The following is a 23,597-nucleotide window of genomic DNA, read 5'->3' on the forward strand; positions in this document are numbered from 1 at the left end:
ACTGATGTTCCAAAAAACAATACTGTACTCTTACTCAATATTACACTACAAAACAATAAAAATGTTGTAGTTAAAATTGTGTATTAAAAGAATATCTTTATAATAATAAAACCCCGAAAGGCTTCTGATCTTTCGGGGTTATTTGTTTTGTTTCCTTATATATTATTTATGATTTAATTAATAGGTACTTATGTGTTTTTAATTTTCGCCTTAACTTTTTATTTTATTAATCTTATTTAAGATTAACCCCAATAAGGTTAAGTTATTATTTGTATGATATATTTTGAGTTCAATATATTTTATCTTTCTTTCAAAGTGTATTTAAAATTGTGTTTGATTTTCAAATGTTTTATAAATCTTTACATAAAAAAGCAGGACTAAAGTGCTTTAATCCTGCTTTTTAAGTTTGTAGCGAAGACGGGAGTTGAACCCGTGACCTCAGGGTTATGAATTTCAAATTTTATTCAATTTAAACCCTTTATATTGTCGATGTGATGAAAATCGTGTACCGTTTCGTGTACTCAAATTATTCTGCAATATAATCATTTTTTTAAATGATTCTGATTACATTTCCTTTTTCATCAATTAGGCTGAAAGTTTCAATAAAAGTAATTATTAAAATTCTTTTTATCTCATTTAGATTTCAAAACGACATCTTTTGTCATTCTACTTAACTACTTTTGGTGTAAACTAGTGCAATATGGCAAAGAGAGAATACATTCAGAGACACTTATTAATCATTAAAAAATTAAAAAGTAAGCCTTGCAATTTTGAAGAAATCTGCAAATATCTTTTGACCCAACAGGAAATTACAGGAGATAACTTTGACATTTCTCAAAGGACTTTTCAACGTGATTTAAAAGAAATAAATACGATTTATGGTATCGAAATCAGGTACAATAAAAAGGAGGAACATTACGAGATAGCTGAAGAAGTTGAGGAAAAACCTTTTGAACGTATAATTGAAGCTTTTGAAACGCTTAGTGCTTTAAACTTTTCTAATCATGTTTCCAATAAATTGATATTAGAGAGAAGAGCAGGTAAAGGGACTGAACACATGCACGGTTTACTTTATGCAATTGAGAGTAATCTTGAGATTGTTATTAAGCACCAAAGTTATTGGAAGGAATCAGCAGAGGTCAGAACGTTACAACCAATAGCTATCAAGGAATCCCAAAACCGTTGGTATCTTATTTGTTTTGATACTGTCAAGAAAGATTTTAGAAATTTTGCATTAGATAGAATCATTAGTTTGGAAATTTCTACGCAAAAATTTAAACCAATAATTCATGATGTTACAGCCTATTATCAAAACGCTTTTGGTATAGAAACTTATGAAACTGCAACCAAAATCATTCTGAATTTTAATGCATTTCAAGCTCGTTACATCAAATCATTACCACTACATTCATCACAAAAAATAGTTTTTGAAAACCAAGATTATTGCCAATTTGAATACTTTATGCACCCCACAAATGATTTCATAATGGAGATTATGAAATACGGGGAAAATGTCAAAGTAGAAGAACCATTGGAGTTGAAACAAAAAGTAAAGCATAAAATTCAGGAAATGTTAAGTTTGTACAAATAATTATGGAATCATTCACAGCTATAGATTTTGAAACAGCGCAAGGCTACAGATGGAGTATTTGTCAAGTAGGCTTAATTAGGGTTGAAAAAGGTATTATTACCAAAGAGTTGAATATTTTAGTTCAACCGCCAAATAATTATTATTGGAGTAGATTTACAGATATTCACGGAATTAGTTCTCAAGATACTTTTAAATCCCCGACTTTTGATGTCGTATGGAATCAAATTGAGCCTTATATTACCAATGAAAATGTAATAGCGCATAATGGTTTTGGTTTCGATTTTCCGGTATTAAGTAATACACTTGAATATTATGGATTTTCAACACCTGAATACAACAAGTTCTGTACTTATAAAATCTATAAATCCAATCTTGCTGATTTATGTATGGAACATAAAATCCCATTGAACCACCACGATGCTTTGAGTGATGCAAAAGCTTGTGCAGAGTTATTTTTAAGGTATTTAAAAAAGATATAAAATTGAAAATATAAATGATTGAAACTAAAAAAATAAAAGAAATTAATTTTTCCGACCAGGTATATTTTATTCCATCTTATCAACGAGGTTATCGTTGGGAAAATAAACAAGTTTTAGAACTGTTAGAAGATATTTATGAAGTTTACACAACTAAACAAGAATCCTATTGTTTACAACCAATAGTTGTTAGTGAAATAGAACCTAACAGATTTGAAATTATTGATGGTCAACAACGCTTAACAACTATTTACATTTTACTAACCCGTTTGAAAAGATATACTGATGAAAAATTTCAGTTGGATTTTCAAGTAAGAACTAATTGTATAGAGTTTTTTAAAAACTTAGATGAAGGAACATTAGATTATTCAAATCCTGATTTTGCACATATTTCAAATGCTTATTTTTTAATAAATAAATGGTTCGAGGATAAAAAAAACTTGAGAGTTGATTCTAATATTGAGTTGAATATGTTTCAAACCTTATTGGAAAAAGTAGAGGTAATTTGGTATGATGTTGAAGAACATAACAGAGAAGAACTCATAAAGATTTTTACTCGTCTAAATAGCGGAAAAATTGCTTTAACAAATGCGGAATTAATCAAAGCTCTTTTTCTAAGCAAAGCCAACTTTGGTAACAAAAACCATGATACTTATACTAGCCAGTTGGACATTTCTAATAAATGGAATCAGATAGAATATGCTTTACAAGATGATGACTTTTGGAATTTTATCATCCCCTCACAAAATAATTTAGAGACTAGAATAGATTACATATTCAAACTGATTGTTCAAAATAAAGAATATACTGTTAAGGAAGAATCTGACGTATTCCGATATTACTATCCTTTGTATGTAAAATCTTTGCAAACTAAATTATTTGATTTTGTGTCTTCAAATTGGGGTGATGTTGAATTATATTTTACAATAATTCAAGATTGGTATACAAATCACTCTTATTATCATTTAATAGGATTGCTAATTTGGGACGGTGAGGATGTTTTATCATTGATTAAAAAGTATCAAGAATCTACAAAAAAAGATTTTTTAGCTGAACTTTTTGAATCGGTGAAAGATAGATTTTGTGGATTTAATTTAGAAACGTTAGACTATAAATCAAATTACAGAAATGTGGAAAGGATATTAGTATTCTTTAATGTTATGGAAGCATATCGTTCTAAAAACACCAGATTTCCATTTAAACAATTAAAATTAAGAGAAATTAAGTGGAGTTTGGAGCATATTCATCCTCAAAATGCACCTGAAATTAAACAACATGAATATCTACAATGGTTAGAAGACCACCTAACCATAATTAAACATTTAAACATTGCAAATGAGCATGATGGTTTAATTCGTGAGATAGAAGGTATTATTTTAAAAATAAAGGAAACAAAAAATATTAAAGATTTCAAAATTCAATTTGAAGAATTGTCCGCTAGCATCTTGAATATATTAACCTATAATGAAAACAATACCAAAAGCTGTGGAGAAAAATCAAAGATAGCATTCGATAAATTAGGTGAGGAGCATCATTTATCGAATATGGCTTTGTTAGATACTAGGAGAAATTCTTCTTTGGGTAATAGTGCTTTTAGTGTCAAAAGAAAAGCAATAATTGATTTTGAATTAGATGGTGTTTTTGTTCCAATAGCAACGCGAAATTCATTCTTAAAATATTATTCCGATTATCCGAAACATTTAGATTATTGGACTTTGGAAGATAGAGATGATTATGTTTCAAAAATACAAGAGCAAATAAATTATGTTAAGAACTTTAAAATAAACCTTAATGAATATTAATTATACCCTGTTAGATATTCTAACCAACAATGTAAAGGTTTTTAACAAAGACAATGGAGCATTTGAGCCTATTATGATAACTAATGGTATCGAAATTCCAATGATACAAAGGGATTATGCCCAAGGTAGATTAAATGATAAAACAAAATTCATTAGACAACAATTTTTAAAAGATATTTATGAAGTTTTAAAATGTAATCAAGATGGCAAACTAAAACTTCTTAATCTGGATTTCGTCTATGGATTTATTGAAAACGAATCATTTATACCATTAGACGGACAGCAAAGATTAACCACTTTGTATATTATTCATTGGTTTTTAGCATTTAAAGATGATATAGATTTCAAACGATATGGGTTACAATTGTTTAATTATAAGACTAGACAATCAGCTAAAGAGTTTTTAAAATCTATAAACATAGTTGATAATCAAATCAAGTTAAAGAAAGAATGTAACAACGACTTTAAAAAATTATCTGAAAGTATTAAGAATCAGCCGTGGTATAATTTAAAGTGGAATGATGACCCAACAGTTAAAGGTTTTTTACAGACTCTACAAGATACAATTCCACTATTTTCGGATATATACTTTACAACATTAGTTGAAAATAAACCTTTATGCTTCAATTTTTTAAAAATTGATGAATATGGTTTAGGAGATAATTTATATATTAAAATGAATGCTCGTGGAAAATCTTTATCAGATTTTGAAAATTTCAAGGCTTCATTTGAAAATATAATTTCAAAAAATAAAGCAACATCAGAAGATTTTATAAAAAAGATTGATGGTGTTTGGCTTGATGCTTTTTGGGGTTATGCTTTAAAAAGTTTGCCAGAACTTGAAGTTAATGAAAATGTAGAAAATTTAACTAAAAAGTGTGATTTTTTACTTTTAGAGTTTATTAAGAAAATCACAGAGTACTTGTATTTCAAAGATGATATTGGAAATAATTTTGAATTTACTAATGTAAATTTAGAAAGGATTTATAGTTCAGAGGAGAATATCAGATTACTAATTAAATTCTTTGAATTAATTGCCCCTAATGAATATAGTAAATGGGATTTGTATTTTGATGAAATATTTTCAGAAAAGCATAGGTACAATAGAGTAGCAATTAATCAAAGTGAATTAAACTTCATCATGAAAATATTCAAAGGAGAGTCATTTTCTCACTTTGAAAATTTATTGTTTTTTGGGTGGCTAAATTTTATTTTCAGGAATGAGAAAACAGAGGTTAGTGATGATTTAAGAGATTTCTTGAGAATTATTAGAAATTTTATTAATAATATAAATCAAAAAAATAAGACTGAATTAAACACAGAATTAAGAACAGATTATTATCATGATATTATTGACACTATTCAAAATCTTGAAATAGTAAATCCTTATGCTAATCTAATTTCAAAAGAATTTTCAAATAGACAGCGATATATTGATTACGAAATAATCAAGTATGAGATATTTAAAAGCGATTCTTTTAAAAAGGAACTACTGTTTAAATTTGAAGACCATGGAGCTTTGAGAGGATTGATTTTTAATTTTGATTTTGAAGTGTATAATTCTAATGAAATTAAAAATATTGTGACTAATTTTTATGGAATGTTTAATCATTTAGAGTATCAAGATATTATTCGTTTGATATTATGTTTTGGTAATTATTCAGTTAAAGTGGGCTATTCTAACCTTGGAGAGTTTAGGTTTTTTGGACAAAAACAGAAATGGCACAGAATTTTAGCTTCACCGGACGGAGAAATAAAAGATAACTTTAGAGAGCTGTTTAAAGTTTTTTCTAAAGAAGAAATTACCAACTGGAATGATTTTGTTGAAAAGATGGTAAGTAACAATATTAGTCAGTATAATGGCGATTGGTTATGGTATTGTATGCAACCTAAATACAAATCAATATTAGACCATCCAATCTACACAAAAGATTATAACGGCAGAATTGAAATATTTTATAATCAAAGTTTAAATTCGTATCATCACAATCCATTTGCTTTTTGGTTTAGGTATCATAGTCCGATAGAAATAAGGAATACTATCAATGAAGCTGAATCCTGTGCTCAGTATTCTAATTTCAGTAGACTACATCTTAAAAATGGTTTACAATTGGAACAGATAGATTCTACTTGGCAGATTTACAATCTCAATGAAGATTTCAAAAGTGAAATAATTTTTTATGATGAAATAAAAGATTGCTTTGTATTAAAATGTGAGAATTTAGTTGAGGACTTAATTTCTCAAATTAATGTTTTGTACAAAAGTAAAGTTACTCTTAATCAGTAAGATTTGATTAAAAATTAAATGCTAATTTTTCACAACGACATACCTTGACGGTGTGTCGTTTTAGTTTTGCTTCATACTAAATAATTGAGTGATGAAAACAGAACAACAAACTATTCTTAAAGCTATTGAAAAAATTCATAATTGTGCTAAAGGTTCTAAATTAGAAAGGGAGAAGTTTCATGTGGTTGAAAATGAAATAAAGCAACTAAACATTTATTTCGAGTTATCTACTAATGAGAGTATAATTTTAGCATCGATTATCAGTCTATCAATTTTGGAAGATATAGGATTAAAGGATTTGATAAGTTATTACGATATGGAAAGTTTGGCATTTTTGTCTTACTATCAGGATATTCAAAATTTAGTTGACAGGAATATTATTGAGAAAAAAAATGCTCATCGTTCTAAAGTAGATGAATATAGTGTCAAGAAGCACATTGTTCAATATATTTTAGCAGATAAGGCAATTCCTAATGAACTTATACAAATAAGCATTAAGGAAAGCTCTTTTCAGGATTTTCTTGACGAAATGGACAAATTGAGTGATATGAGGGATGTAAATGAAATTGAATACAACCAGTTCTTTTATGAGTTCAAAGCCTTGTTTGAGAAATATCATAATTATAAACTTGTTGCTTTTGCCGCTAAAAATTTAGAACCAATTGAGTCATTTGTTTTTTTTGATGTCATTATAGATGCTATTGCTCAAGGCGAAAATAACTTTTCATCCTCACTGCAATCTACAGTTGATGACTTTACAAATAGCAAGAGAAGCAGTTACAACTTTATTACAGACTTTATTGAAGGAAAAACTAATCTTAACAGATTGAATTTAGTTGAAAAAGACAATACGAATTTTTCAAACCGTCATAAAATCCAATTAACTGAAAAGGCAATAATGATGCTCAACGAAATGGAAGGAATAAAAATAGGATATATTACTAGTCAAAATGAAAAACTAATTTATCCTGCTAAAATTCCTAAAATAAAACTACTCTACAACAATGACGAGAAGATGAACTTAGAGCCAATTATAAAGAGTATGCCTCAATCATCATTTATGCAGTTACAGGCTAAATTGGCTGAAAAAAATATGCCCAAAGGATTAACTACACTTTTATATGGTTTACCCGGAACTGTTAAAACAGAAACCGTTTTTCAACTGGCTAAAAGATATAATCGTCCTGTCTATAAAGTTGATATTGCGGAAACAAAATCAATGTGGTTTGGAGAAAGCCAAAAGTTGGTAAAGAAAATATTTACTGATTATTATAAATTTCAAAAGCAAGAAAAAGTTTGTCCAATTTTACTTTTCAATGAAGCTGATGCGATAATTGGTAAGCGAAAAAGTGCTGGTAGTACTTCAACATCAGATACCGAAAATGCAATTCAAAACATATTGCTTGAAGAAATGGAAAACTTTGAGGGTATTCTATTTGCAACATCTAATCTAGTTGATAATCTTGACCCTGCTTTTGAAAGACGATTCCTTTTCAAGATTAAGTTTGACAATCCCACAATCCAAAATGCAGCTATGATTTGGAAACAAAAGTTATCAATACTAACTAAAAAGGAGGCATTGTTTTTAGCTTCAGAGTTTAAATTTTCAGGTGGTGAGATGGAAAATATTGCAAGAAAGTGTTTGATGGAAGAAGTAGTATTGGGTAAAAGAATAGATTTTGAAAAGATTTTATTTTTTTGCAAAAATGAAAAATGGAATAGCAAAATCAATCAAAAAACTTCAAAAATTGGTTTTTAAACGTCATTGTTTGTCTTAATCACGAGTTTACTTTGTTTCTAATAATTTTAAAAACAAAAACATGGGACAAATGATTGTACATCAACGAGAAGTAATCCGTATTAATACTTCTAAAAACTGCATTGAGTATTCTACAAATGATGGGCGAAGTTGGCATCATAGAGCAAATGCTTCTTCATCTATGGGTAATTTACAAGACCTAGCAGACAATGGGAAAGAAATTCTATTGACAACCACAAAAGGCTTGTTTTATTCAACTAATAAGGGTGTTTCTTGGCATAAGCGAAGTTAGAGTAGATGGATTATACGATTTGCTATTTAGAGATTTTTGATGAAGAAACAAATCAATGGGAATATGTAACCAAAACTAATGACCCCGAACCCATCAACATCTGGCATAATAACTTAGAATCTTTTTTTGATGAATTTAATCTAAACTATTTATGCATTGCAATTGAAAATCGGGGTTGTCAAACATTATTTCCAAAGTACAAGGGATTGCCTTTAGACTGTTCTGAAACTATCCAAAATTCTTATTATTTCCATTTTGAAGAAGTGACCATGTGTCACAGTGTATCATATTTTGATTTAGTTGATATTCTTAACTTTGATTATAACAAAGTAATTGACCTGACGAAAGTATCAACAAATGATTTAAAGATATTTTACCCTGAAATCTATAAAGGAAAGCAAAAAGAAATTAGTTTTAAGGAATGGTTTGGGGCTAATTATTTTGACGAATTAGAATTTATTAGAAATAGATTTTACAAGTATTCAAAATGTCGAATAGTCTATTTCCTTTTTGAAATAGATATAGATTAGTTTAAAATCTTTCAGTCTTACTTGATATTACCGTCAAAATTATTGGAGTTTCCATTCACTAACTTTTGACGGTAATTATTCAAAACTGACTCGTATATTTAATTCCATTTTAAATAGTCTATTGATTATGAAAACTACTGAATTAACTAGAAAAGAATTATACGATTTAGTTTGGTCAACATCACTTTCAAAGTTGACACAGCAATATGCCCTTTCCAATGATGGAATAAAAAAAATCTGCAAACAGTTTGATATACCTATGCCTGATAGCGGATATTGGATGAAATTGAAATTCAATAAAACTGTTGAAAAAGAGCAAATGAATAATAACTATTCAGGTGAAGATAAAATCATTTTAACCATTAGGGAAGAGGGAAGCGATATAAATACAGACCAATCTGAATTAACTATTTTAACGAAGCAAATTCTTAATGATAAGAAAGCTCCTTTAATGGTTCCAAAAAGGTTGGTAAACCCTGATATTTTGACTGTAAGGACAAAAGAATATTGGGACAAGCGGCATAAAGACAGATTCTACTACGACCATTCTTTATTTATATTACCTATACGAGTTGAGCAAAAAAATGAAGATAGAGCACTCCGATTTATGGATACTTTGGTTAAATTAATTAGACATCGAGGGCATGATATTATTAGAAGGAATTTTGAAACAATAGCCGTTGTTGATGATATAGAGATAGAAATTGATTTGAGGGAAGCAAATAAAAGAGTCGCTTCTACTGAAAAATATAGAGATTATGATTACGTACCAACTGGAGAGTTTATTCTTAAAACGGGTAAGTATTGGCGAATTAAGGAATGGCGTGATAGTAAAGTAAAACTCGAAGACCAACTTGCTAAAATTGTTGCCAAATTAGAAATCGATGCTCAAAAAGAAAAAGATTTTCAGGAAGAAATCAGAATTAATAATTTAAAATTTGAGGAGCAAAAACAGATTGAAGAAACTATAAAAAAGCGTAAAGAAAACGAAATTGCTAAATTCAATGAATTAGTTGCTCAATCAGAACGGTATAATAAGGAGCAAATCATAAGACAATATATTGAAGCTGAAAGACAAAAAGCAATTAAAGAAAATAACTTAACTACAGAAAAACAGCAATGGATTAATTGGGCTAATGATAAAGCTGATTGGTACGACCCAACAATAGATAAAAGAGATGATATTTTGGACGCTTGATGTTATTATATTTTTCTAATTCCATTTCCTTTTTCATCAATTAGGTCAAAAGTTTCAATGAGTGAAATTATAGAGGGATTTATTTTTGACAGTCTTTGGATTTTCTTTTCAGTATCAGATAATACGATTGCAATGTTATTTTTGGGTGTATTCTTTTTCATTGCAAAATAAATATCCGCTAAATCTGTTCCTATTTCAAAATCTGAATTTTCAACTACGGAACTACATTTGATTTTAAAACCTTGTCTTTGCAATTCGGTTACTTTTATATTCCAGTCGTTAAATTCTCCTTTATCAGGATAAACCACAATATTTTCGTTTTTGATTGGTTCTAACAATTGCAATTTTAAATTTTGTTTGCTTCCTGTTGCCATCCATAAATATTCGGGAATAAATAGGCTCATTATTATTGCAGTCTTTTCAGATTCCACAATTGCAATTGTATTGCAATAATATTGCAATGGTATTGCAATGGGTTTTTGCAACGAGGTTGCAACCCCATTTTTATTGAGGTGCAACCCAAACAGACATTGTTTGAGATTAAATTTATCCTTATTAATTTTCTTGTGAACCCAATTAATATGTGGGAAAGGATTTTTAACTCTTTTTCCTGTGTTTTCATCAAACAGGATTATTTTGCCGGCATGGACTTTTTGATTTTGATTAATCTGCCAAAACACGGTTGCACCCTCCCAATGCTTTGAAGTTCCAATATTATATTTTGCGATGCAATTTTCAACTTCATCTTTTGCAAAATGCTTATATAGGAACTTTGCAAAATTGTTATTGCAATATTTTTTTAAAGATTGCTTTACCAGTAGAGGGTCAATAAAATCAGGAATTAAATTTATTCCCTCAATATTGACTATTGCAATGCACTCATTTTGTTTTGGGTTATTATGATAGCCACAACTTGTTTCTCTATCGCATCTTCCGTAAGTTTCTTCGAGATACTCGTTTGTAATTTGATTTAGATACCTAACAAATCTTCTTTTGCCACAGTTAGGGCAAACAAACTTTTTACTCGATTTATCTAATGAATATTTATACTCATTCATAACTATTCGTAATAATCGTAATCCTCGTAGTAGTCGAAGTATTTACGAACATTACGAGAATTACGAGGTTAATATTTGGGTTTGAAAACGGTTGCAAGCAAATATTCAATAGCATCTTCCTTTGTAAATTTGACTTTCTTGCTTTTCTTCTTTCTAAAGTCGTATTTGGGTTTTTCTTCTTGCCCTTTAACCAATACAATAAATTTCTCCCTTTCCTCTGGGGAAAGTGCTAGAAAAACTTCATATACTGTATTGGCAGTCATTTTTAAAGATTATTTTTCTTTAAAATGATTCTTACTGTGCCTTCTGAAATACCTAGTTGCCTTCCAATTTCAGATTTTGAAAGACCATTTTCAAACAGCTCCAGTATTTTTGAATTACGTTCGTTTGCATCCCCAACACTTAATGTTTTTAAATGCTCATTTTCTGAATCATAACCTTTGAAACTAAACTGTAAAAAGCTATTTACTTTTTCAATTCTACAAACGATAATGTTTTCAGAATCGTAAATCTGTTCGCAATTACGTTGTTTGATTTGCTTGATATATCTTAACCCTATTTCTTGATGACTTTCTCCAATTGCAAAACTGCTATCGCAAAAGTTCATTAACATTTTGCTTCCTGATAAATGGTTTTTAGTTATCGGTTTGCAAGTGTCAATTTTTGGTGTGTGCGCTAGAACTAAAATTGATAGTCCATATTTGTTTTTCAAGTCTTTTAAAAACTTCATCAAAGGCAAAGCATCTTTTGCTTTTTCATTATCACTCTTTAGATAAGTGATATTGTCAACAATCAAAACTTTAACACCAAAATCAATGATAGATTTTTCAAGCGAATAGAATAGAAACTCTTCAAAGGTTTTAAATCGTTTATCTTCAAAATAATCGGGATTAATTTCGGCTCTCAAAAAGTTTGGACTAAATGAAAAATGATTTGTGAAGTTTTCAGAATATCTGTTTTCAAACTGTTTGTCTGAAAGTTCAAAGTCAAAGTAGATAATTGGAGTAGGTGGGCATTCTAATTTTAAGCCACAAGTTGAAATTCCAGTACTGATACTGTTGGCAATCTGAACCGCTAAAATTGACTTACCTAGATTAGTGTCGGCAAACAAAATACATATTTCTCCCTCGAACCAAAATTCGCCAAATAGCATTTTGGGGATTGGTCTGTTTTTGGCAATTTCAATAAATTGGTTTGCTGATTTTATTTCAAAAATGGAGTTGGAATCAGAAGCTAATTCTTTCTTTATTTCGTCTTTGAAATTATCGAGATTATCATTCATAACATTTAGATTTTTTGCAAATCTATTTTGTTAAAATGATGTAAAACAGTATATTACATTTATAAGATTTTAATTGAAGTTTTTTAAACTTTAATTAAAGTTTTTTAAACTATGATAGAAAAGGGAAATATGAATTTAAAGTTTCTTTGAATTTTGTATATTCCTTATTAGGGATTGAAAACCAATTGCCAAATATGGATTGGTGGGTTCCAATCTCCCAATTAAAACTATTTTTCATAGCACTATAAATTTTGGTTCTGTCTCCGTGAACCATAGAAATTATTCCCAGTTCATTTAGATATTCTATTAAATATCTCAATTTCTTTCCCTTTTCATTTTGAAATTTTTCTAAAATAATTTTTTCAATTTCTTTGTTTTTTTCGTGGGAAATAAAATCGATAAAGCTTTTCTCTTTGGGTTTTATATTGAATGAAAACTTTTTAAAAACAGGTGTTTCCTTTACTTCCTGAATGAAGTTTTGCTGGTTGAAAGTTTGAGATTTAAGACCAGTTATTTTTTCAACTTCTGAAATATGTGAGTTGAAGTTAATACTTTGGCAATTAAATAAAGCTAGTGTGTTAGCATCTTTCTCTGGAGAGTTTTTCTCAAAATAAAGGGATAACTGATTTGAGAAAAAAGCATAAGTTTCCAGTTGTTTAAGATAGTTTTCAGATAGATAATTAAAGCTACTTGCACTCAATGTTTCTTTATATTCGATTAGTTTGAAACAATTGTTTTTTAATTTACCGGACTTTAATAAGAGTGTCGAAAACCCAAGACTATTTTCATAAATGAAATTTAAGTCTTCATCTATATATGTAATTCTGTCAATTACTGATTTGGTTTCATCAGGAAGTTTTTTAAACTCTTCCATATCAAGAATTGACATAGGTATATAGAATATAAAATTTCTATAAATTTCATTGCTCAATTCGTTATATTTTGAGTTCAGTTCAGACATTTTCAACTATAAAATTGGGTTTCCTATTAGAAAATTTACACTTTCCAATTGTAACTTGTTTTTCCACAACCACATCTAATTGTTTTTAGAACTGGGTCATAATTTTTTAATGAAACTTTAGGCTTTTTACAATTTGCTTCTTGACAATAGAATATTTTTTCAAACTCTAAAATATCTGACCAAATAGCTTTTAAATCTCCGATTTTTGAATCAAGTGGATTATCATGTGATAATGTATTACCTATTTGAGCAGAATTTTCTATTCTATCAATTACTGGATAAGTAACTAATAAATCCTTATTAGTAATTTTTATTGTAGATTTTAAGCTAGTAATTAATTCATAACACATTCTATGTTCATTAATTTCATTGAATCTAAAAATCACTTTAGTATCTGTATTTGATGCAATATCCTTTAGTTTCTGTTCCATATATCTTCTAATAGGATTACCCATTCCATTAGATATTCCATTAGATAAATTATGCTCTATAAAATCTTTTAATTCATTTGGAGTTTCATTAAAATGAGTCCCTTTGCTCTCTGACCATTTTATTTCATTAATATACCAACCTTTCTTTTTTGCCAAAGGTTTAATCATATTGTCAAACCATTCTCTTTCGTGTGTTAATACAATAAATTGATAGTCATTAAATTTTTCGATAATCAAATCAGCAAACTTTTTTCTGTGAGTTGAATCAAAACTTGAAATAACATCATCGAGAACTACAAACTGGCTTTCTTTGTTAAATGCAATTACTGATGCTAAAAAGAATGACAACCCAAAACAATTGAGGTGTGATTCACTAAAATATTTTTGAGGTGGAGATACCCAGTTTCCTTCATACTTGTATTCAATGGTTAAACCATTTAATTCATCGTCTTCTCCAATTGTAACAATTTTTATCTCTTGAAAAGGTTCATTGGGATTCATAAATTGATAAAACTCATTTATTTTTCCCGAAAATGTAGTTATAAAATTTTCAAGTCCTTCCTTTTGCTTTTTTATAAATTCATCATATATAATTTTCAATGAATTTTGCTGATTTTCAAGGATGCTTTTTTGCTTTTCAATTAAACGAATATTCAAAAATGCTTCTTTTGAAGATGAAATTTCATTATAGAGAATAGTTGAATTGTTTTTTAATGCTTCTTTTAGTTTGATTATCCTTTCCGAAATTTTTGCTTGAAAATCAAAATCGCTTTCGACTAGGTTAATTTTTTCAGGTTCAGATATTTTTTCTCCAGAAGTTACTTTGATTGTACTGGCAATTTGGAAAGCACCTATTTTGTCTTTTATTTTCTGAATATCAATTTTTAATACTTCATTTTCTTTGTTGTTTATATCAGGATTCAGTAATAGAGTATCTATTCTTTTGGCTCTTTCCAATGCAATTTCAGAAACTAAAGTTTTAGATTTGTTAAAATCATTTAACTTCTTTGAAGACTCCTCAATTTCTTCTAATCTTTTACTTATTTCAGATTGTAACTCTTCAATGTTTTTAGGTTGCAAGCATAACGGACAACTATCTTCCTTATGATATTTAGTAATGACATTTTTACCAGTATTGAGTAACTCTTTAAAAAATGTTTGCATGATACTCTGCACATCTAATGCAATTTTTTCAAACTCTAAATAATACTTGCCATATTCGGAATTAATAAATCCAATTTCAGACTTTAAGAGGGTAAAACTATTTTGAATGCTCTCTAAAAAAGCCAATTCTAAATTAAGTTTATTGTTTTCAGGACTAGTAAGATGAGTTAATACTTTATCAATATCTTCTAAAGTTTTTATTTCAAAACCAACATTTAATGGCTTTATTTTTTCATTAAGTTTATCAATAAAGTTTTGCTCCTGACTTATTGATGCTCCAATTTTGTCAATCAAAACTCTCTGCAAATTACTTTTTTGACCCTCAAAGTTTTGCTTTGTTATTTCTGATTTTACTGCGTTGTAACACTTTTGTAACACTTCTTTCTTTTTGGATACTTCCGAGAACCCTATAATTTCAGAAAGATATTTTAGTTTTTCAGTTTTTGTATTATCAACAAAATTGGTTAAGTTTTTGAACCTCAAAATAAGGTTCTCATTTTTTGTATCTGTAAAGAATTTGGTAAAATCTTCTGATGTATTGTTAAATTCTGAAACTAGTTTCGCTTTTTTATAATAGATACTTTTTGTAGCATCAACTTTGTTATTTGTAAAAGATAATTTTACTTCGGATGTTTCCGAAGCATCAATCTTGGCATTTCTCAAAGCCTCTTTTAAGTCAATCTCAAGACTGCTTAAATGCTCGACTTTATCTGTGAAAAACCATTCTAAAGAGTCTGAAATGCTACTTTTTCCTGTTCCATTGTCTCCATATAACAGAACTGACTTGCCATTTAAAGGAAGCTTTAATGTGTCTTTTGCGCCTCGAATCCCCTTTAAATTAATTTCATTAATCTTTGTTGCCATCTTGCTCTCTTAATTTTTGAAGTTCGTTTTTCACATTTACATCAGTCAATTTTCCATCTTTATAAAGTGTTGCCAACATCTTTGCAATATTTACATCAACACCCTTAATCTCTTCAATTGAACTAAAAAAATCATTAACAATCTCTTCCCCTGATTTTACATTCTCTTCCATACTTTTTTATTTAAAATATTTCCAATCTATTTTTAAATTACCTGACTGCTTTTTGTCTAAAACTGTAAGTCCAGTTTTGTTATTGCAAATAGGGTAAACACCATAATTTTCAACAAAATTTGATATGAAGTGGCTTTCCAAATCTTCAATTCTGAATTTCCATACATTTTGCAATATTTCAAAATTTATGTATGTAAAATATAATGGTTCAATTTTTCTATAATTTATTAATCCAACATTCTTTGATTTGCCTTCAAAATGACTAAGTAACCTACTCCCGATGCTGTTTGTTTTTTTTTCGCTCATTCCGATATATAGTAATTTGGATTTTGCAAAAGGGTATTGAATATCAATTGACTTACTAAAAATAAAATACAATCCAGCTAGACCATTCAAAGGTCTAATGTTTGAAGCTTCAAATTTTTTCGGTTCATCGAAATAAATTGTAATTTCTTTTTCCACACTTAAAACGCATTAAATTTATCTCCTAAATAATGTTTCAAGTTGTATTTTTTGGTGGTGTCTAATGCTCTTTCCAAACAAATGAATTTTTTATCTGTATTGGTTTTGAAATAGTCAACTGTTTCAGGATTGATTATTACATCAAGACAAATCAAAGTTTCTTTTTCGCCATCACTTGCAAGTTGTACCTCATTGCTTGCAAACTGGTTTTGCAAACCTAGTTTGTAGTTAAGATTATAACCGTTTTTCAGTAATATCTCGGTTAAAAGTTCTGGTTTGTTGAACGCATTGACTAATTGCAATTCTTTATTTGCAATGTAGGTTTTGAGTAATTCAATATTTTCTTCCTCTGTCTTTTCAGGGTCGGGTGCAAAATCTACTCTAGGGAAATTTGACTTTTGCAATTTGAAAACTTTAAATCCTAACCCTTGCAAGGCATCTTCTTTTTTATCGCCTGTAAATAAATCAGGTTGTTTGGTTTCTTTTTCTTTGATGATATTTTGAACAACTCTTTTATTGCGCTCAATAGTTATATCACTTATTTTTTTATATCCTGATTTATATGCTTCGCTTTTTTCGGCAGTTGCTTCAGGAAGTTGAGTTAAAATAAATTTCCTTTTCTGATTGTCTGTTTCATTTAACTCAAAAGTAGCGTGACCAGTTGTGCCTGAACCACCAAAAAAATCAAGTATAATATCATTTTCATTTGTACATAGTTCAATACATTGCTTTACCAATGCCACAGGTTTTGGAAAATCAAACTCTCCTTTGTCAAAACCTAATTTTTTCATATCAATTGTACCTGTTTCGGTTAAGAAAGAGTTATCGTCCCATATAGATTTTACTTTATAAGTGGTCTTTCTGTATTTTTCAAAAATACCAAAAGTGCCATCTTGCTTTCTTTTTGCAATCAAATTGGAATTAAGCGTGTTTTCGAGTGAATTTTCAATAACTTTTTTTGTACCCCATCTCCAACAACTTTCAATCCCTTGTGAATTATATGGCTCTATTTTTATTGAATAATTTGGATCTGAATTATCTGCTTTTACAGGACAGAATCCATCTTTGTCAACTATGTTTGGATTTACAAATAGAGGATAAAATAAGTTAGGACGATTGTGCTTTCCAAATTTAGGATTTCGATTTCTCAACTCTCTGATATTGAATTTTCCTATGTTGTCCTCAAGATTTAAATCATTTGATGAATCAGATTTTTCAATTTCATACAAATCTCCTTCATCACTTTTACAATAAATCAAGATATACTCATGTGTTTTGGCTATCTGATTATATGTTTGACCCCGACTATTTGCTCTAACAATAATTTCACTTAAAAAGTTTTCTTCACCAAAAACTTCATCACATAATTTTCTTAAATGATGTACTTCATTGTCATCAATTGAAATAAAAATTAATCCATCTTCTCGCAATAATTGTCTTGCAATCAACAAACGAGAATACATCATATTTAGCCAGTTTGAATGATAACGCCCGTCTGTCTCGGTGTTGGTGTCAATTTTCACACCATTTTCAATGTATTCAGCATTTTCCCAATATCCCTTTTTGTCTTGAGTATATTTGTCGCTATACACAAAATCATTTCCTGTGTTGTATGGAGGGTCAATATAAATACACTTGATTTGCCCACGATAACTGTTACTTAACAATTTTAAAACTTCAAGGTTTTCGCCCTCAATAATTAGATTTTCAGTATTATCAGGATTAACGCTTCGGTTTTCGTCAAAAACTAACGTTGCATTACTAGGTATAAATGCATCCCGCTTGGCTTGGCTTTTGCCAAACCAACGAAATTCATAACGTTCAGTTTCATTAATCAAACTTGGATTGACTGCTTTTTTAATTTCATCAATATTCAAATTGCCCTCATTAGTAAACCAATCAGGGTATAATTGTTTTAGGGTTTGCAAACGTTCGTTGTTCCAATCGTTGCTATTTGGCATGAAGTCGTTTATGCTTTCCATTTATTTTTTTGGTTTCTTTGAATCTTTCAATATCTTTTTGTCATCGCCATCTAACTTGCGTTGAATCTTTTTAACATCTTCGGCAGGTGGCAAATTCTCTGGAACAATTCCTCTTTGTGTCAGCATTTTTCTAACCGCCTTGTTATTTTCGACGTGTTCGTTTTCTATTTTCGTTATCCCTTTCAAGTCCTTGCTTTGCACATTTAATCCAGTCATTTCAGCCGCTAGGTCTTTCGCTTTTATGCTAATAGTAGGAAGAAAGTCTGCAACAGGTCTATTGTCAGGAACTCCCATTTTCTTTTTCAATTGAATGGTTGACAATTTGAATAATGCTTGGTCTCCTTTGGAACGAATTAATCCAAAACCTTTACTATCAACACCACGTTCAAATAAAATTCCTGAAAGTTGTTTTTCGGTTTGAGTTAGTTTTTCCCTTGCTTTAACACGCTCAAATTCAAGTAAACGTTGCTCAATGATTTCAGCTCTGCGAGTTTGAACCGCAAAATAGTTTTGAGCAAAAGCAATTTCTTCTTTTCTACTATCTCCATTTTGAGCGATTAAATAACACGCATAACGAGTTAAAGCAATATCATCAATAGCTCTTTCGGTTTCAGAACCAATAGAAACCATTTTCTTGATGTCGGGAAAATGGTTGTTTATATCTTCGCCTGCATTATTGCAAGCATCTTTTGCTTTTTGGATAACGTTTTCAAAGTTTTCCCATTTACTATATCCTAAAAGCTTTTGCAATTCTCTTGCACTCCAACATTCGATACCCTCCAATTCAGATGCAACTGCTTCAAATTGTTGGAACAACGCCATAATTTCTTCACTTTTCATAATTACAAAAGTTTTAGTTAAAATATATTTTTATCATTTTCCTGATGTCGGGAAAATGGTGTTTTTATATAATAGAATTTATTGTTTTATCTGCTTCTGTTTTGAAGTAACTATACTCTTTTACTGGAGCTTTGTATTGTACCTCTAATCCCAATTTTTCAAAATGCTTAATAGCACATCTTATTTTGTAAATCTCGCTTTCTTTTAAAGCTTTTTTGTCATTGATGTCATTCGTTCCTTTGGTTTCAATCACAAAATAAAACTCATTTTCATTGCCGTCTTTAAGGTTTTTACGCTTCATTACTAAACCAAAATCAGGCTCATAATCTCCAATCGGTGTTTTTATTTTATACCAACTTGGAAGTTTCAGAAAACAAACTACTTCCACATCTTTATCAGCATCCAATGAAAACTTTTTTTCTACATCACTATCAATTAGCATTTTGTCGAATACTCCTTTGTTAGGGGTTGCAACATACCCTTTGTCTGATATGTTTTTTACAAAGTCATTAAATTCAAATGGGAAACTATCTCCTGTTAATTCATAGTTTAATCCTCTAATCATTTCATCTAATTCAGCATTGCGAATGATTGCGGAAGCTTCGTGAATAAATCTAGGTGGATTTTTAACCACTTCTTTAAGATTGGTCAATTGTTCAAATATTTTGAACATTGAAGCATAACTCAATCCTGTATTTTCACTTAACTCTTCAATTAAATCTAGTGGAGTGAAATTTGTTTTTTGTTTTACATTTTCTGAACCTTGAAATGTGTCTTGTTTGCCCTCTTCATTGATAGAATCAATTAAAAAGCTAGATGCTTCAATGACAAAATCAGGGATTGTAATTTTATTTATCTCTTCAACAGCGGTATTAATCAAACGCTCTTCATCAAAATTGACTGTGTATTCTGTTTTTTTAGCTAAAGCAGTCCAATATTTTTTGAAAGCTTTGTCAATAGTCTCATTTGTATTTCGTTTGAATTTTACTTCATCGGTTTGAGTTCCTTTATGGTTGTGTGTCATTCCTGCACCTGCATTCGTAGTGCCATAAACCGATTTAATTTCTTCTTGATATTGTGTTACAAATGTCTCATAGGTTTCATTTGGAATAACCGTAAGTTGGTTTATACGCTCACTATCTTCAACATCAATCGCATCATATACCCGTTGCCCTTTTTGATTGACACAAATACGCAATCCTCTACCAATTTCCTGACGTTTTTTAGTTTCTGAATAGGAATTATTCAGCGTTGCAATATTAAATACATTTGGATTATCCCAACCAACTCCCAAAGCCGAGTGAGAAAACACAAATTGAACAGGATTTGATAAAGTAAGAAGTTCTTCTTTACCTCTTAATATCAATTCATAAATTTTGGCTTGTTCTTTTACTCCGCCCTCATTGTCTGCAAATTCGCCACTTGATTTTTGTGCAAAATAATAACCTTGAACGCTTTGTATATGTTCATCAGTTGGAGTGTTTCCATTGTGATATTCGGGATAAACCGCTTTATATTTTTCAATAAAAAGATTTTTGATTATTGGTGTCTCTCCAATGTAGTTTGCAACCCTATCAATGAATATTAAGGATAGGCATTTAATTTCTTTTGGAGCTAATTTTTGTGATTTTGCAAAATGTCTATGAATTAACCACTCTATTTGCAAAGCCCAAATGTTCTCTAAAGTACCTGAAATTTGTTTTTCTAAAATTTCTGCACCATTAGAAAAGGTAACAGTCCATTTTCCAGTTTTTAAACTTTTGTTGATGTTGGAAATGGTATAATTCAAATAGCTGGGATTATTCATTTTTTCTCCCAAATTATCTCCGTTGGAAAGCCAACCACTTACTTTAAATTCAATTTTGTTTGATGTTTTGCTTAAATGCCAAGCTTTCAGTTTTACTTTAGGGTCTCCCTTTCCAAATTGTATGTCTGCCAATTCTATTTTTAATGTTGCTTCATCATTTTTTTCGGTTACTGTCAAAACTTCAATTTTCTTAACTAAACCCTCTTTGTAACTATCATAAGGGGTTAGTCTATAAATCAAATTCTTAACAACTTTGTGAGTAGCCGAATAACGAATTTTATACAATGGATTAAGTTTTGCAATTTGAGTTATGGAATTATCTGTATCCATTCCCTCTTGAGGTTCATCCATTATAATTATAGGATTGGTTTTTCCAATGGCTTCAATAAAAGGAATGTTATTGAATAAATCCTCTCTTTGTGCTTGATTCAAAATTTTATCCTCTGAATTGAATGAAGCCAAAGTCATTATCATTACTTGAGGATATTGTTCCTCGATGAACTGACTAACTTTTTGAAGTTTTTTGCTGTCATATTCAAAAGCATCAGGTTTAAAACCGTAAATGCTTTCCAGTTGTTTTTCAAATGCTTTGAACGTTCCAATAATATTTTGACGAATTGCAACGGAAGGAACTAAAATTATAAACTTTGTAAAACCGTATTCCTTGAAAAGTTCAAAAATAGTTTTGATGTAAACAAGAGTTTTACCAGTTCCTGTTTCCATTTCAACACAAATATCCCTGTCATTTGAAAGCTTTGCAATTTCCTCTGAAATACCGTTTTCTTGTATGACACTTTTAATGTTATTTTCTATATCAAGAGAGGTAAGTTTTGTAGTATTTGAACGAATGCCCTCAATACAAGAATTATCAAAATTATTTTTATCAGTACCATCAAAAATTTTGACTACTGATTGTATTGCGATGTCTTGATAATTAAGGTTTTCTAACTTAAATTCCATTAAAGGCACTTATTTAATATTGAACTGTAAATATAATAGAAAAAAGCTAAGATTTTGTAAGAAATTATCAAATTGCTTATCGAAGCAAGTTTGAATAATCCTCTGGTAATTCTGCATCAATATCTCGTAGATATTTTTCAAGAGCGGTCATTGTAGAATGCCCTGTAACTAGCATTAATTTACTTTTAGTTTCAAATTGAGAGCTTGTTTTTCGCATTTCTCGATACAGTTTAGTTATGAAAGTATGCCTAAAACTGTACATTCCATAATCTTTGTTAAGGTTGAAGTGTGTTTTTACAACTTCTTTGAAACGTTTTGAAAAATAGTCTCTTTTATTGTTTGGTTCTGTAACCCAATCTTGACCAAAACCAGTAGGAGTGAAGAGAAAACTTTCGGGGTTAAAATTTGACAAATCGGGTAAATCATTCAGTAAAATTTCAGGTATAATTTTGATTTTTACTGCTTTGTTTTTGGTTCTTAAATAAAGTCTTTTGCCTATCAAATCAATGTCCTTAATTCTCAATTCACAAACTTCAATGGGTCTTAAAAAGTTATATGACACAAATTTTATGAACAGTAAAAGCAACTTATCATTTTCTTCAAGAAAAGAGTAAATGTCTTTCTGCATTTCAGAGGTGTAAGTCTTATTTCTTTCAGGATTTGACTTTAATACATTTATTTTTTTGACCACATTATCTGCAATTATTTCATTGTCTTCTAAAACTTGAAACAACGAACTTAAATCTGCTCTTGTATTGTTTCTGTTTCTTGCACTTGAATTGACTAATACGTCATTCAGATAATCATTAATAACCTTTTTGGTTATGAAAGTTATCGGTTTATTTTCATCTAAAGACTTTCTGAATTTTCTAACTCTTAATTCAAAGTTTTTATATGAAGTATCTCTAATTGTGTTTTTCTTTAAGTTTAATGCAAATTCAAAAGCTTCTTTAATTGTTAGAGTTTCTGGAATTGCAATATTTTCTTGAGGTATTGCAATGGTTTTATTTGATATTGCAATGGTTTCAGCAGGTATTGCAATGGTTTTGCTGGGAATTGCAATGTTTTCTTTGGGAATTGCAATGCTAGTATTGTTTCCTTTTGAAGTTTCGGACTGCTTTTTATTAAGTAGCTCTTCAATATTATTGTTTGTGTTAGGATTGAAACCTTTTTCAAGTAAAAATTCTAGTGCAACACTCATTGCATTCAAGTATTCAACTCTTTCTTTTTTAGTTTTTAGCTTATTTACATTGCCTTTGATGTTTGGCATTCTTTTTAGTTTGCCAGTTTCTGCATCTCTGAAACTATAATATATGTACCAACTTTTTGACAAAGCTTTTGCTTTTTCTGACTCACTAAGTTGATTCCATAACAGAATATTTACACCGCCTGTAAAGATTTTTGGAGCAGTAAAGTCTTTTTGTTTCAACAAGTTTTTCGATTGATTAATTGGGGAATAGTGTTCTAAATCGTGTACTTTTTGTAAATGTAAAAATATTTTAGACATAAAAAAAACGGTTTAGAGTACCTAAACCGTTGATTTCATTACTTTCATTTTTGTAGCGAGAGGGAGATTTGAACTCCCGACCTCAGGGTTATGAATCCTGCGCTCTAACCAACTGAGCTACCTCGCCATTTGGTTTTGCGGGTGCAAAGATATAATTATTATTGGTTACTCC

At 29.6% G+C, this 23,597-nt stretch carries 19 protein-coding genes and 1 tRNA gene; 8 read left to right on the top strand and 12 right to left on the bottom strand.

Translation table 11 applies throughout. The features are described 5' to 3' along the window. The first annotated feature begins 700 nt into the window (after window positions 1–700). From Q361_RS04625 to Q361_RS04660, 8 genes are all read left to right on the top strand, one after another. A complete protein-coding gene (locus Q361_RS04625; protein ID WP_103725556.1) occupies window positions 701–1,591 on the top strand; it encodes a helix-turn-helix transcriptional regulator in 891 nt (296 codons plus the stop codon). 2 nt (window positions 1,592–1,593) lie between these two features. Beyond that, entirely contained in the window at window positions 1,594–2,070 is a 477-nt protein-coding gene (locus tag Q361_RS04630; RefSeq protein WP_103725557.1) for an exonuclease domain-containing protein, read from the top strand. A gap of 14 nt (window positions 2,071–2,084) precedes the next feature. Beyond that, window positions 2,085–3,869 (top strand): DUF262 domain-containing protein, encoded by a 1,785-nt coding sequence (locus Q361_RS04635; protein ID WP_103725558.1) that lies wholly within the window; start codon window positions 2,085–2,087, stop codon window positions 3,867–3,869. Further along, window positions 3,859–6,156, top strand: a complete 2,298-nt coding sequence (locus tag Q361_RS04640; RefSeq protein ID WP_103725559.1) for a DUF262 domain-containing protein — start codon at window positions 3,859–3,861, stop codon at window positions 6,154–6,156. Before Q361_RS04635 ends, Q361_RS04640 begins: the two co-directional genes overlap by 11 nt. Window positions 6,157–6,247: 91 nt before the next feature. After that, the gene (locus tag Q361_RS04645) at window positions 6,248–7,915 is read left to right on the top strand and encodes an ATP-binding protein (RefSeq protein ID WP_103725560.1); all 1,668 of its coding nucleotides are present in this window, start codon (window positions 6,248–6,250) and stop codon (window positions 7,913–7,915) included. 70 nt (window positions 7,916–7,985) lie between these two features. Beyond that, entirely contained in the window at window positions 7,986–8,207 is a 222-nt protein-coding gene (locus Q361_RS04650) for a beta propeller repeat protein (protein WP_211290363.1), read from the top strand. A 5-nt stretch (window positions 8,208–8,212) separates the two neighbouring features. After that, entirely contained in the window at window positions 8,213–8,737 is a 525-nt protein-coding gene (locus Q361_RS04655; RefSeq protein WP_103725562.1) for a hypothetical protein, read from the top strand. A gap of 127 nt (window positions 8,738–8,864) precedes the next feature. After that, window positions 8,865–9,935 carry a hypothetical protein gene (locus Q361_RS04660; RefSeq protein ID WP_103725563.1) on the top strand — a complete coding sequence of 357 codons (1,071 nt, stop codon included), beginning with the start codon at window positions 8,865–8,867 and terminating at the stop codon, window positions 9,933–9,935. 5 nt (window positions 9,936–9,940) lie between these two features. Here Q361_RS04660 and Q361_RS04665 read toward each other — a convergent pair whose 3' ends face one another. The 12 genes from Q361_RS04665 to Q361_RS04720 form a co-directional block, all read right to left on the bottom strand. Continuing rightward, the gene (locus Q361_RS04665; RefSeq protein ID WP_211290364.1) at window positions 9,941–10,993 is read right to left on the bottom strand and encodes a DUF6371 domain-containing protein; all 1,053 of its coding nucleotides are present in this window, start codon (window positions 10,991–10,993) and stop codon (window positions 9,941–9,943) included. Window positions 10,994–11,061: 68 nt separating this feature from the next. Further along, window positions 11,062–11,256 carry a hypothetical protein gene (locus Q361_RS04670; RefSeq protein WP_103725564.1) on the bottom strand — a complete coding sequence of 65 codons (195 nt, stop codon included), beginning with the start codon at window positions 11,254–11,256 and terminating at the stop codon, window positions 11,062–11,064. Between the two features lie 2 nt (window positions 11,257–11,258). Then, window positions 11,259–12,275 carry an AAA family ATPase gene (locus tag Q361_RS04675; RefSeq protein ID WP_103725565.1) on the bottom strand — a complete coding sequence of 339 codons (1,017 nt, stop codon included), beginning with the start codon at window positions 12,273–12,275 and terminating at the stop codon, window positions 11,259–11,261. Between the two features lie 109 nt (window positions 12,276–12,384). Beyond that, window positions 12,385–13,164 (bottom strand): hypothetical protein, encoded by a 780-nt coding sequence (locus Q361_RS04680; RefSeq protein ID WP_103725566.1) that lies wholly within the window; start codon window positions 13,162–13,164, stop codon window positions 12,385–12,387. A 107-nt stretch (window positions 13,165–13,271) separates the two neighbouring features. Beyond that, window positions 13,272–15,695: a coiled-coil domain-containing protein gene (locus tag Q361_RS04685; protein WP_103725567.1), complete on the bottom strand. Its 2,424-nt coding sequence runs from the start codon at window positions 15,693–15,695 to the stop codon at window positions 13,272–13,274. After that, window positions 15,679–15,867 carry a hypothetical protein gene (locus Q361_RS04690; protein ID WP_073363297.1) on the bottom strand — a complete coding sequence of 63 codons (189 nt, stop codon included), beginning with the start codon at window positions 15,865–15,867 and terminating at the stop codon, window positions 15,679–15,681. The genes Q361_RS04685 and Q361_RS04690 overlap by 17 nt, the downstream gene beginning before the upstream one ends. Window positions 15,868–15,873: 6 nt before the next feature. After that, entirely contained in the window at window positions 15,874–16,329 is a 456-nt protein-coding gene (locus Q361_RS04695; protein WP_169929265.1) for a hypothetical protein, read from the bottom strand. A 2-nt stretch (window positions 16,330–16,331) separates the two neighbouring features. Continuing rightward, complete coding sequence (locus tag Q361_RS04700) at window positions 16,332–18,311, bottom strand: site-specific DNA-methyltransferase (protein WP_103725568.1); 1,980 nt, start codon at window positions 18,309–18,311, stop codon at window positions 16,332–16,334. After that, window positions 18,312–19,151 (bottom strand): DNA damage-inducible protein D, encoded by an 840-nt coding sequence (gene dinD / locus Q361_RS04705; RefSeq protein ID WP_073363292.1) that lies wholly within the window; start codon window positions 19,149–19,151, stop codon window positions 18,312–18,314. 64 nt (window positions 19,152–19,215) lie between these two features. Then, window positions 19,216–21,918: a restriction endonuclease gene (locus tag Q361_RS04710; RefSeq protein WP_103725569.1), complete on the bottom strand. Its 2,703-nt coding sequence runs from the start codon at window positions 21,916–21,918 to the stop codon at window positions 19,216–19,218. Between the two features lie 76 nt (window positions 21,919–21,994). Then, a complete protein-coding gene (locus Q361_RS04715) occupies window positions 21,995–23,425 on the bottom strand; it encodes a tyrosine-type recombinase/integrase (RefSeq protein WP_103725570.1) in 1,431 nt (476 codons plus the stop codon). Window positions 23,426–23,478: 53 nt separating this feature from the next. After that, window positions 23,479–23,552 (bottom strand) — tRNA-Met (locus tag Q361_RS04720). Between the last annotated feature and the right edge of the window lie 45 nt (window positions 23,553–23,597).

The organism is Flavobacterium croceum DSM 17960 (genome assembly GCF_002917885.1).
GTDB lineage: Bacteria > Bacteroidota > Bacteroidia > Flavobacteriales > Flavobacteriaceae > Flavobacterium > Flavobacterium croceum.